Here is a 13,275-nt window from a genome sequence, read left to right as displayed (position 1 = left end):
CAATTTTTATGACCGGTATCTGAGCTCTCCCATACTCGACTATTTCCCTCGAGGGAAATAGCTTACTCACCATCAGCCTGCAAAGCCTAAAACCGCATTGGCCAACCCCGTAAAAAGCTTACGAAGCGACTAACGCCTTCGTTCATACGACCGCATGCTCCAGATCAGGCCCGCATTTATCGGTAGCAAGCCAACACTTGTCACCGACAAATGAAGGCTTTTTGTCTGATTTTTATCATAGGTCACCGACGGCCATCAATCGTATCATTGCGTCCAGGCAGTTAATTCTTTAACTGTCTTAACCTCTCATTACGTTGAACTCCGCCGAAAAAACAGACGCTTTCTGGACGCAGACAAGTGCTTACTGGTCGCAACAACTTGGCAGCTCCGAACATGGATTAACCGAGCAAGTCGCTCAACAACGACTAAAAGCTGCGACGGTAAAGCACCCCGAATCCGTTTGGCAAAAAGACATCCGGCTGTTTATTGTCCAGTTCAAAAGCCCGCTGATGCTTCTGCTCATCGGTGCTGTTCTCCTGTCTACGTTTTTAGGCGATACTTCGGATGTCTTGATTATCCTGTTCATCCTGCTATCGACGGGATTGATCAGCTTTTTTCAGGAGCGCAATGCCGGGCGGGTTGTGGAAAAATTGCAAGCCCTGATCACCATCAAAAGCGCCGTTCTTCGAGACGGTCAGGAAAAGGAGATTCCGGCTTCGCAGCTCGTACCGGGCGATGTGGTCTTATTCAATGCCGGGGACGTCGTTCCCGCCGATTGCCTGCTCATTCAGGCCAATGAACTGCAAGCGAATGAAGCTAGTCTGACGGGTGAATCGTTTCCGGTACGCAAGAAACCCTGTGTTTCAGACGAGAAAGCGGCTTTGTCGCAACGCCCGAATTGCCTATGGGAAGGCAGTAACATTGTCAGTGGCAGTGCCAAAGCTATGGTTATTCATACCGGAGCGAATACAGTATTTGGTAACGTCGTCCAAAGCGCCAGTTCGGTTGTCGAAACGGCTTTCGATAAAGGCCTGAAGGACTTTGGGTTTATGCTTATGCGGATTACGCTGGCGTTAAGCGGCTTCATTCTGGTTATTAACCTGATTAATCAGAAAAGCCTGATCGAATCGGCGCTGTTTGCGCTGGCGCTGGCCGTTGGCATGGCTCCCGAATTATTACCGGCCATCACCACCATTGCCATGAGTGCGGGTGCCAAACGCCTGCTGGACAAAAAAGTGATCGTTAAAAAACTGAATTCCATCCAGAATCTCGGCGAAATCAATCTGCTCTGTACCGACAAAACGGGCACCATTACCGAAGGCGCTATTCAGATCAACGGGCTTGTCGATGCGTGGGGCCAATCCAGCGACTTTGTCAAAACGATGGTGTATTACAATGCCCTTTTCGAAACGGGCTACTCCAACCCCATCGACGAAGCCATACGCGCCCTAACCTTCGATACATCCGTCGCGAAACCAACCAAACTTGGCGAAATCCCTTACGATTTTACCCGCAAACGGTTAAGCATTGCCATCGATACCGGTATCGAAAAACGGCTCATCAGCAAAGGAGCCTTTACCGAATGCCTCGCCATCTGCGCCACCGTACGCATGCCCGACGGAACCACGAACCCAATTGCCAGTTACCGACAGGCCATTGAACAGCAGTTCGAACAGTTTGGGCAAAACGGCATGAGAGCGATTGCGGTTTGCTACAAGAACAGCCAGCAGGTAACCTTTACCAAAGTCGATGAAAGCGATATGACGTTTGCGGGTTTTGTGCTGATGAAAGACCCGATCAAAGCGGGCGTTGTGGAGGCCATTGATGCCTTAAAACAACTCAACATCGACTTTAAAATTATTTCGGGCGATAACCGAATCGTAGCCCAGGCCATCGGCAGGCAGATTGGCATCAGCAATCCAGTGGTGATTACGGGTAAAGAACTGCTGGAAATTGACTCAGCCGAACTTCCCCAAAAAGTAAAATCAGCGCATATTTTCTCCGAAGTTGAACCACAGCAAAAAGAGCATATTATTCAGGCACTGCGGCACTCGTACACGGTGGCCTACATGGGCGACGGGATCAACGATGTGCCCGCCATCAATGCCGCCGATGTGGGAATCACCGTCGATAATGCGACCGATGTGGCCCGCGATGCCGCCGATTTTATCCTGCTCGAAAAAGATTTATCAGTTATTGCTGATGGCATTAGCGAAGGGCGAAAAACATTCGCCAATACGCTGAAATACATCTACATCAGCACCGGATCGACGTTCGGCAATATGTGCAGTGTGGCGCTGGCTTCGCTGTTTCTGCCCTTCCTGCCGATGTTACCCAAGCAAATTCTGCTGACCAACTTCCTGACCGACTTCCCGTTTCTGAGCATCCCATCCGACAATGTCGATCAGGAACAGATTGCCAAACCCGGTAAATGGGACATCCAACAAATTAAGCGCTACATGCTTGTGTTCGGCATTCATAGCTCGTTGTTCGATGTCATCACGTTCAGTACGCTTCTATTTGGTTTTCGCCTAAAAGAATCGGGTTTTCAATCGGGCTGGTTCATCGAGTCGATCCTCACTGAGTTGCTTATTTTCTTCATCATCCGTACCCGCAAAAATTTCTTTAAGAGCAGGCCCGCCCTGTGGATCAGCCTGTTGAGTATCCTGTGCATTCTGCTGACGGTATTCCTACCCTATTCGCCCTTTTCGGCGACGTTCGGTCTTACCCCGCCACCCGTTCACCAACTCGCAGCTATCCTACTGATCATACTAGGGTACGTAATCACCGCCGATCTGCTAAAGGTTTGGTTTTTCCGACGGTATAAGGGGGAATAGGCAGGGAGCGGGGAGCAAGGAGCTGGAGATAGCACGGTTTTGTCCCTGCCATTCCCGCAACCCCTACACCCTGCACCCTGCACCTCGCTCCCCGCTCCCTGCCCCTTAACATTTTTTAACAGCCTGTCAATCAGATTAAAAGGCAAACAAAACGCGATAGTCGATACCTTCACGGCATCAACTAGAAGGTCGCGCAAATCGTTTGTCTTATGCTCCAGAATTACCTTAAAATCGCTCTTCGCAATCTACGCCAGCGTCGGTTCTATGCGCTGGTTACGCTCCTCGGTCTTACGGTTGGTATTACCTTTCTGCTCCTGATCGGCAACTACATCCAGGGCGAACTGGCCGTCAATAAAACGCTACGGAATGTAAACCAACAGTATTTGATACAAAGCCGCTGGAAGGAGCCAACCATGGGCATGGACATCACCAGTCTGGGGCTTCTGGGGCCGACGCTCAAACAACGATACCCCAATCTGGTGGCTAATTACTACCGGTTCTACGGTGTTACGGCGATTGTGTCGAATGGCGACAAGCATTTCCGGGAAAGCATTGAGGTTGGCGACTCGACGCTGGTGTCGATGTTTGGATTTCCACTGGCCTACGGCGATCCAAAAACAGCCATGCTCGCACCCAATTCGATTGTGATTACGGAAGCGATGGCGCTGAAACTGTTTGGCCGTACCAACGTGCTCCGGCAACCTGTAACGGTCCAGACACCGCTGGGCGGCAAGCAGATTTTTACGGTAACGGGCGTGTTACAGGAACCACCCCGCAACAGTGTGCTCGATTTACTGCCTACTCGTGACCAGATTTTCATTCCGATGCGCGATGTGGGTTACTTCACCCCCAAAGCAAGCATCGACTCCTGGCAAAACCAATACATCCCGAACTATCTGGAACTACAACCGGGTGTTACGGCCGATCAACTTACCAAACCCCTTACGGATGTGCTGGCCAACTATGCACCACCAGGTTATAAAGAGAATTTGCATACCTATCTGAGCCCACTGACAACCTTTTATCTGGAGGCTAACAACGGGCTGGTCGAGAAAATGGTGCTGGCGCTGACCCTGATCGGTGTATTCATTTTGCTGATGGCCGTAGTCAATTTTGTCAATATCACCATTGGCATGTCGGCCACCCGCATACGCGAAATTGGTGTCCGAAAGGCATTAGGTGGGCTAAAAAAGCAGTTGATTGGCCAATTCCTGACCGAGTCGCTTTTGCTTACTGCTGGTGCTACTGTGCTGGCGCTGGGCTGTCACGAAATTTTCCGACCGATGTTTGCCAGTATACTGGAGCGCTCTATCCCCTCATTCATTAGCTGGTCGCCAGTGGCGTATGGGACACTTATTGGGCTGGTCCTGCTCATTGCCGTACTGGCGGGCAGTTACCCGGCTTTTATCCTATCGAATTTACCCTCGGTCGAATCGCTAAAAGGCAAGCTGACGGCATCGGTCCAGAAAGGAATTGGTTTGCGCCGGGCCCTGATCGTCTTTCAGTTTACGGTAGCCATTTTCGTATTTGTCGGGGCCATGGTGGTGGGTCGGCAGGTGACGTATTTTTTCAAGAAAGACCTGGGCTACACCAAAGATCAGGTCCTGACGGTAGCTTCGGTGCCACGTGACTGGTCGCCAGCAGGGGTGCAGCGCATGGAAGGTATCCGCAACCAACTGGCGCGGGTGCCGGGTGTCAGCGATGTCAGCTTTTCGTTTATCATTCCCGATGGACGAAGCAGTGGCAGTGGCCAGGTATTTCGGCATGGGCAGGACAGTACGAAAGCGGCTACCATAGAGGTACTAACTTCTGATGAACGATTTGCTCAAACATATGGGCTTCAACTCCATTCTGGCCAATTTTTCAACGCCAAGGGTGGCGGGTACGATTCTACAGAAGTAGTTTTAAACGAATCGGCAGTTAAAGCTCTGGGTTGGAACGATCCAGCCAAAGCCATCGGCCAACAGGTGCGATTTTATGGAGGAGGCTACCCCTTAAAGATCGGGGGGATACTCAAAGACTTTCATTTTAATTCGCTGCACCAGACCATTAAGCCACTTATCTTCATTAACGTTCGATCAAATCCGGTTTACCGTTATTTCTCGTTCCGGCTCAGGCCGGGGCAGTTACCCGAAACGGTAGCCGCCATTGGGCAGGAATGGGCCCGTTTATTTCCCGATGCACCGTTTGAATACTCATTCATGGACGATACGCTTCAAAAGCTCTACCAGACTGAACTTCAATTGCAGAAAGCCTCCCGGTTAGCCACGACATTAGCCCTGATCATTGTATTGCTGGGTGTGCTGGGGCTGGTTTCGCTCAACGTGACCCGCCGAACCAAAGAAATTGGTATTCGGAAAGTGCTGGGAGCCAATACCATCGGCATCGTCAATCTGTTCATGAAGGAGTTTGTGCTGATTTTGCTGATGGCCAACCTGATTGCCTGGCCGCTGGCGTATTACCTCTTACGCGACTGGCTCACGCACTTCGCCTACCGCATCGACTTAGGCTGGTCGCCGTTTGCGCTGGTCGCCGTTGTCCTGGCCTTGTTAACCGCCCTAGTTGTCAGTACGCAGGCGATTCGGGCGGCATTGGCCAATCCGGTAAAGAGCTTGCGAAGCGAATAACGTAGAGACGCAATCCTTTGCGTCTCCTTGGCGTCAGCAATAAAGACCATACGGTACAAAAACCATCTAGTACAAAAAACCATCCGGACATGAGACGCGAAGGATCGCGTCTCTACATAACATATGCTTCGCTCCTACCTAAAAATCGCCCTCCGCAACCTGCGTTCACAACGCATCTATACACTTCTGAACGTGGTTGGCCTGACTATTGGCATGGCGGGTGGACTACTCATTTTTCTGTTTGTTCGGTACCACCTCAGCACCGACCGGCATCACACCAACTTCGACCGTATTTACCGCATTGTCGTCGATCTCCATCTCGATGACGGATCTGTTGAATACTATCCCGAAGCGCCATTACCCATGGCCAAAGTGCTCCGAACCGAGTACGCGCAGATCGAGCAGGCGGCTTTTTTAATGGTCAATCGATCCGTGACGGTCAGTATACCCCAGTCGGGTCAGGTAGCTCCCAAACGGTTTCTGGAGCATGATGGTACGGCACTGGCTGAAGGTGAACTACTTCAGATTTTCGATTACCGATGGCTGAGCGGTGACCCGAAAACGGCCTTACGCGAACCTAATACGGTCGTTATGACCGAATCGTGGGCGAAGCGGTATTTTGGTACAAGCAACGCTATAGGCCGCACCCTTGACCTTAATCATACAGTCAAGGCCACTGTAACGGGCATTGTTGCCGATCCAACGGAGCCTACCGATACACACATTGGTCTGTATCTCTCAATGCCCACCATTCGACAGTTCGACCCTGATTTCAACGTGAACGAGTGGGGACAACTGAACAGTACTTATCGGCTCTATTGTACGTTGAAAGACAATGCACCAGCCACAGCGCAGCGGATTGAAGCAACGTTTTCTGACTTATCGAAAAAGCATTTTGGCGATGTAGCACACGTTTTTCAATTTCATATCCAGCCACTGGCCGATGTCCATTTCGATGTTGACCGTGTGGGGGGCGTTATTCGACCGTCGTTGCTCTGGTCGCTGGAACTGATCGGCCTATTTCTGGTGCTAACCGCCTGCATCAATTTTGTCAACCTGGCGACGGCGCAGGCGTTTCGACGCAGCAAAGAAGTGGGTGTACGCAAAACGCTGGGCAGCTCGCGCACACAACTGGCCTGGCAATTCCTGCTCGAAACCGGCCTGATTGTGATGGCGGCTACGATACTGGCCATACTGGCAGCCTTACTTAGCTTGCCTTTATTCAACAACTGGGTACACGTCCAACTTTCTTTCCAGCCAGACATTTCCATGCTGGTGTTTATTAGCCTGTTGATAGGGCTAGTCATTCTACTGGCTGGCGGGTATCCGGCTTTTGTGTTGTCGGGGTTCAGCCCGTGGGCAAGCCTACGGGGGAAACTCACGGCTGCATCCGTGGGTAGATATTCGATACGGAAAGGGTTGGTTATTCTACAATTCGTCGTTTGTCAGGCGCTACTGGTCGGGGCACTGGTGGTGATGAAACAAATGGCCTTTATTCGACAAACCGACCTGGGCTTTCAGCAGGACAACACGCTGATTGTAAACCTTCCTCTTTCCGAAAACAAGTCATGGGAAGCCTTTAAAAATGAACTCCGCCAATACCCCGACATCAAATCGGTAACGTTGCAATACCGTCCCCCCTCGGCCAATGTTATGAACGGCGGCTCCTTCAAATTCGGTCCTAAAAATGATTGGACGACCTTCCCGGTACGGGAACGACTTGCCGATGCCGATTATCTGAAAACGTATAACCTACAACTCGTAGCGGGCCGCAACATTACCGAAGGCGATTCGATCCGGGAGTATGTCATCAACGAAACCTTGCTTCATAAACTCGGCTTCCGCGACCCACAGGCCATCCTTGGCAAACGAATGCAATATTACCTGTCGTCGGTGCCGCTGCCTATTGTGGGCGTAGTCAAGGACTTTCATCAGAAATCGCTACATGAAGTAATTGCTCCCTGCTTTATTGCCACGTACCCCAACATGTACAAGCAGGCTGGCATTCGAATGTCCGGGGCTTCATCAACGCAGACGCTCGCACACATTCGGACGGTCTGGCAACGGCTTTACCCGAACGATGTGTTTGAGTACGAGTTCCTGACCGATCAACTGGCCAAATTCTACGAAACGGAAACGACCATATCCAAACTCGTCAATACGTTTGCGCTGATGGCGATGGTCATTTGCGGGCTTGGCCTATATGGCTTGGTGGCGTTTACGGTTGGACAACGAACCAAAGAAATTGGCATTCGAAAGGTGTTGGGCGCATCCGTCGCGAGTATTGTGGCCTTGCTCTCCAAAGACTTTCTGAAACTGGTGCTAGCGGCTATCCTACTGGCTTCGCCCCTGGCCTGGTACGCCATGAACGAATGGCTGACCGGGTTTGCCTATAAGATCACCATTGCCTGGTGGGTCTATGCACTGGCGGGGGCTTTTGCCATTGGCCTCGCCTTACTGACCATTAGTTTCCAAAGCATCAAAGCCGCCCTGATGAACCCCATAAAGAGTTTGCGTTCGGAGTAAGGCTCGTCCGCGATTGTATCGCGGATGCCTGAGGTCCGCGTCTGCGACGCGACAAAGATTCCTGTTAATCAAATCGGGTTTGTCGACGCGTCGCAGACGCGAACCTCGTACATCCGCGATACAATCGCGGACGAGCGGAGAGCGGAGGACGAGCTGTCCCCTTATCACGTAAGCCGTTTAATGCGTAAACCAGCTATCGGGAATGTCTGTTGGCTCGGAGCCGTTCAGACTGTATTTCAGTTTGAGGGTAAAGCCACCACCACCTTCGATAAAATCTGCTTCGAATGGATGAGTGCCTTTTTGTAAAGCCACCTGTCCACTTTTTTCGATAGGAAAATGATTGCCATCGTTATCGACCACCATTCGGTCGGCAATGCGCAGGATACCCCCATCGTCGCAAGTGTAGAAGAAGCTATAAACGCCCGTTTCGGGTACCGTCAGATACCCCCGAAACTGAATACCGAAGCTGGGCGCGCTGACCGATTTCGGAACTACCAGATTGTTGACCGTATAAGTACTGTCGGCAGTTCGCTGTTTCATCAGTTTGGTTTCTTTGAAATAGGCTTTGAAGTAGCTGCTTTGTAACCCGGCTTGCTGACTGGCAGGTGTGGCTGGCGTTGCATAGGCTTGCTGCTGATAGCGCAAGGTGTAAACATCTCCGCGTACACCCGATGGCGTAAAAGCTGCTACTTTAACGGTTTGGGGTTTGGTAATGGATAAACCCATCGGAAGCTCGGGCGAGGCTGGCTGTGGCTGTGATCCATCGACTGTGTAGCGAAGCACATAACTTTCCAATGGCTTATTGATGCGAAGCGTAGCCCGGTCAATAAAAACGTTTTCTTCGGCAAAACCAGTCAGATCGGGTAATCGGTAATGAATCCCCATTTTTTCCATCCGTAGAAAATGCGGCAATAGTCGTTGCTGGAACGATGGGAAATCATTTTTGCCTGTCCAGACCACTTCCGAAAGTGCCGTCATGCGGGGCATACTCATGTAATCGACCCGGTTTTCGGTGGGAATATACTCCGTCCAGACATTGGCCTGTGCGCCCAGAAACTGCTTTATCTGCTCTACCGTAACACCCGGAGGTACGACCGCCAGATTATACACATTTTCGACTGACCGGATGCCGGGCGGGCTGTCGAAATAAAGGGCACTTACGGGCGTCATGACCACATCATTTCCGTTTCGAGCGGCTTTCTGGGCCGCATCTTTCACCCAACTACGCCAGTACATAACGGCCGTAGACGGCTTGAGACCTCCTTCCAGAGCATCGTCCCAAACCAGGAGTTTCTTGCCCTTAGACTGTACAAATTTTTCAATCCGATGCACGAAGTAGCTCTGTAACTCCTCAACATTCCGAATGCCTTCCCGCTTCATCAACTCCTGACAAGCCTGCGACTTGGCCCAGGTTGACTTCTCCACTTCATCAGCTCCAATATGCACGTATTCGCTGGGGAACAGGGCTATCACTTCGCTCAGGACGGTTTCCATAAACGTGTACGTCGGCTCATTACAGGGGCAAATCGGCACCGAAAATGTTTTTCCCCACCCTTCCTGGCCCGTGCAACTCAGGAATGGATACGCTTTGATGGCGGCTGTCAGGTGACCGGGCATGTCGATTTCGGGTATGATCGTAATGTGTCGGGCGGCAGCATAGGCAATCAGGTCCCGCATTTGCGCCTGGGTGTAGAATCCACCGTACTGGGTCTGGCCGTTCTGCTGGCGGATAAATTGCTTCGGCAGGTCAAAATCGGGATCTGTGACGGCCCGCTTCAGCACCACTGAATCCTGATTATTGAACGTTCGCCAGGCGCCCTCGCTTGTCAGTTTAGGATATGCCTTAATTTCCAGCCGCCAACCCTGATCGTCGGTCAGGTGCAGGTGAAACGTATTGAATTTATACAGCGCCAGCCGGTCGATGAATTTCCGCAAATAAGCGGTTGAAAAGAAATGACGTGATACATCGAGGTGCATACCTCGCCAGGCATAGGCTGGTTGATCCTGAATCTGAACCGCCGGAAGGGTGAGCGACACCGACGTTTTCGAATGCCCTTCGATAACTACAGGCAGCAATTGGCGGATCGTCTGAACGGCACGAAACATACCGGCTGGCTGACTTGCTTTCAGCGTAACCTGCTGGGGCGTTATCACCAATGCATATCCTTCGTGCGCTGTAATAGTTGGGTCCTGTCGCAGTACAATTTTCGGCCCGTTACCTTTTGCAGGCAATCGTTTTCCCAATCCCCACTGGATTAACTCCTGCAACTGAGCGGCCTCGGCAGCAAACCGACGATCCTCAACAACCAATACGGTTTGAGCCGTTATGGTAAACTGCCCGGATGCGGGCGTAAGCGATGTTGGGTATGGAATAAGTGGATACCGCTGAGCGAGATCCTGAGCCTGTATACTTTCGGTAAGAACCAGAGCCAGCAACAGGACATACAATCGAATCATGAGAATACCGGTAAATGTAGCATCTTATTCCAGCCTCTTGATTTGAAGAAGTTAAATGCAGAAATAAGAATTATTAGCCCACGGCTTTAGTCGTGGATTCGTCAACAATCAATCGTATAGAAATCAACCGTTAAAACGGTTGAACATTTTCTCTTCTTTTTCGCGGCCCACAGCCAAAGCGCTGGGTTGATAGGAGTTGGAGATGAAATAGGCTGTTTCTAGTTAGCTATACTTAGGTGACAGCTCTACTTGCTTCCACTCATCAGGCCATTGACAACGGAATGTTCTGGTGTTAACGCCCAGTTGTTCGTATAAAAACCGGCCATTCGAACGCCTTTGCTGCCATCCCGAACCATATCGAGTCCGAAAATCATAAAATCGGGGAATCCGCTGGCTCCGGCAAAATACTGATTGGCCGAAGCCGCTTTCATACCTTTTAGCCCAGTGCCGCCAATAACCGCTACCAATGCTGTTTTCGACCCTTTGATGGGCCAAACGAAATACGTACCCAGGTCGTCGCCCTGCCATTGCTGGCTACCCGCCCGAATTTGGTTGCGCTCTACCCGAATGGGACAATCGGCTAACAGCGACTGCCAGGCTGCATTATTGGTGGCATTACCAAACAGAACTACGCCCCGATCGGCGTATTTAGATGTTGAATAATCCGTGTCGGCGATGATGTCGACGGCCCCATTACCCCGATACAACCAGGTTTCGGCATCGTAGCGGGCTTTCTGAAGGTTCCAGTCATTTTCGTCCTTTGTGCCCTTAGTACCGTATACAAACACCATCCGGTTGTTGAATGCATCTTTAAACGTACCGTTTCGATGGGGGCCTTTCTGCCAGGCATCCGGTTGTTTCGTCTGTACCCATTGCCCGTTTTCCCGGCGCAGGAAAAGCGTATCCTGTGCACTTGTTGTGGTATAGGTCAGCCCAGAAGCACCATCCAGCGTAATCGTTACGGGCGTTTTTGGGCTAAACTCATTCAGCGCCAGTTTGAGTAGCGCAACATTGGTGGTCGTTCCTGTAATGGACTTACCCCGACGGCTAAGTTGAATATGGCTGTATAATAATGGCTGGGTCTGCTGCTCAATCGACGCCCACCGATAGGCCGATGAAATACCCGGATTTGCCGTTGTGAAATCAATCGTGTTCACGGCTGAATCAACAGGAATCTCATGCCATTTGAAAAAATCGAACAGGGGTTTCCAGTCAACACTATGATCGCCGAACCAATGGCTACCACCGGGGTATTCGTAATAGCTCAGGTCGGGCTGCGACTGGCCCAGCAACTTGCGCATTTGTCGGGCATAGGTAACCGGCACCGTGCGGTCGGCATCGCCATGGAATACGTAAACACCCAATGGCTTATAATTGGCCGTTAGTTTTAATACATCGCTCTGATTGCCCGAACGAAGTAGTATCTGTTCCAGCGGATTACTGCTGGAATCGGGAATTACGCCATCGGCCGAACCGTATTCTTTCAGGGTCGGATAACCGGCGCAGGGCGCAATAGCCGCCCACTTATCGGGATAGGTAGCGCCCAAAAACCAGGTGCCATGGCCACCCATGGAATGGCCCGTCAGGTAAATATGCCGTGGATCGGGTTTAAACTGATTCTTCGCAATGGCCAATACTTCCAGCGCATCGATCCGTCCCCAATCTTCCCAGTTGAATCCGCGTGGTCGCCGATTGGTAGCCGCCACCAGATTGCCCCAGTCTTTCGCCTTGTATGCCCGTGCCTGGCCACTGGCCTCTACCCCAGCTCCATGTACGGACAGAAATAAAGCCGATGAAGCAGTCGTACCCGACGATTGGGGTGTTACGGCATAGTATTGCAGGCTCCCATCAATATGGCTGACGAACGTTTGGCTATAGGAGGCACCGGGCGGAACGGCTTCGACGGAGATACGACCGGCATCAAGCGTCTTTCCTTTCTGAACCAGGCTTAGCTCACAGGATTGTGCACCGTTTGCCACAACGCCACTCCCATCGAATCCAAACGCTACTTTCCGACTCGACAAAGGCGGTATGGCGGGCAGCGTCGTTGTTTGTGTTTTACCCGCCAGTTTGCTAGTCAGTTGCAGATCGGTGAGCGGTTTAGCTGATGTGTTAATGACAACCACTGCCCCTTGTAGTGTAGCGTTCAATTCGCCCAGGCGGATACTGGGTAACGTAGGATCGTCGGTGCTTAGTAAGGCCGGTTTCGTTGGGAAATCCAGTGCAGCCGTTATCATAATACCCCGCACGTAAAACTCATTCATCCCTTTGCGAAGCTTTACCGGAATATGCATATACCCCATGTTGTAGGCATCGCCCATGTGCAGTTCGCCGTTTACGTAAACATTACTGTTTCCTTTGATCGTGAGCAATCCCACTTGCTCACGTGGCGATGGGTAAGTCAGATAGATATAGCCGCCACTACCGCCAATTCCACCACGCAGGCTACCAGCGACTACCCCCGGTCCGGCCGGGGCTCCTCCATTACCCCGATTATTGCCCCGCAGCCGAATCCGGTTCAGGCTGTCGGCTTCAACGGCAACCCACTTAATCTCGCGTCCTTGTTCATCGGTGCCAAACACGGTCCCTTCGGAGGGTGACTTGAGCGCACCGGCATACAACTGATACGCCAACGGATCGGTATAGATGGCTTCTCGTCCGTAGCGGCTACCGGTCAGCGCTGCCAGTCCTTTTGTAAAGGTGTAAGTTGTTGGCTGAGCAGGTGTCGGAGCCATCTGAGCCCACAGTTGACTTGTTGAACACAGCAGGAAAGCCAGGAAAGAAAAACGTTTTGTCATCGTTGATCGTGATCAAGGGATATGTGTGAG

Annotated in this window: 5 protein-coding genes; 3 read left to right on the top strand and 2 right to left on the bottom strand. The window is 51.4% G+C overall.

Features of this window, described 5'->3' with window-relative positions; translation table 11 throughout:
• Positions 1 to 314 precede the first annotated feature (314 nt).
• The 3 genes from mgtA to ACYVFD_RS06800 all read left to right on the top strand — a co-directional run bounded on the left by mgtA (position 315) and on the right by ACYVFD_RS06800 (position 7,990).
• Complete coding sequence (mgtA, locus tag ACYVFD_RS06810) at positions 315 to 2,837, top strand: magnesium-translocating P-type ATPase (protein ID WP_461089033.1); 2,523 nt, start codon at positions 315 to 317, stop codon at positions 2,835 to 2,837.
• A 209-nt stretch (positions 2,838 to 3,046) separates the two neighbouring features.
• Entirely contained in the window at positions 3,047 to 5,464 is a 2,418-nt protein-coding gene (locus ACYVFD_RS06805; RefSeq protein WP_461089032.1) for an ABC transporter permease, read from the top strand.
• 123 nt (positions 5,465 to 5,587) lie between these two features.
• On the top strand, positions 5,588 to 7,990 hold the full coding sequence (locus ACYVFD_RS06800; RefSeq protein ID WP_461089031.1) for an ABC transporter permease: 2,403 nt from the start codon (positions 5,588 to 5,590) through the stop codon (positions 7,988 to 7,990).
• Positions 7,991 to 8,167: 177 nt separating this feature from the next.
• Here the strand turns inward: ACYVFD_RS06800 and ACYVFD_RS06795 are convergent, their stop codons facing one another.
• Entirely contained in the window at positions 8,168 to 10,447 is a 2,280-nt protein-coding gene (locus tag ACYVFD_RS06795) for a family 20 glycosylhydrolase (RefSeq protein WP_461089030.1), read from the bottom strand.
• Between the two features lie 245 nt (positions 10,448 to 10,692).
• Entirely contained in the window at positions 10,693 to 13,245 is a 2,553-nt protein-coding gene (locus ACYVFD_RS06790) for a carboxylesterase family protein (RefSeq protein WP_461089029.1), read from the bottom strand.
• Positions 13,246 to 13,275 lie beyond the last annotated feature (30 nt).

Source organism: Spirosoma gilvum, from assembly GCF_054776815.1.
The sequence above is the reverse complement of the archived record's forward strand: the minus strand, read 5'-3'. Positions and strand labels throughout refer to the sequence as shown.

Excerpts from the sequence above, each read along its gene's own strand:
- ACYVFD_RS06790 (WP_461089029.1), bottom strand. The coding sequence starts at position 13,245 with ATGACAAAACGTTTTTCTTTCCTGGCTTTCCTGCTGTGTTCAACAAGT.
- ACYVFD_RS06805 (WP_461089032.1), top strand. The coding sequence starts at position 3,047 with ATGCTCCAGAATTACCTTAAAATCGCTCTTCGCAATCTACGCCAGCGT.
- ACYVFD_RS06800 (WP_461089031.1), top strand. The coding sequence starts at position 5,588 with ATGCTTCGCTCCTACCTAAAAATCGCCCTCCGCAACCTGCGTTCACAA.
- ACYVFD_RS06795 (WP_461089030.1), bottom strand. The coding sequence starts at position 10,447 with ATGATTCGATTGTATGTCCTGTTGCTGGCTCTGGTTCTTACCGAAAGT.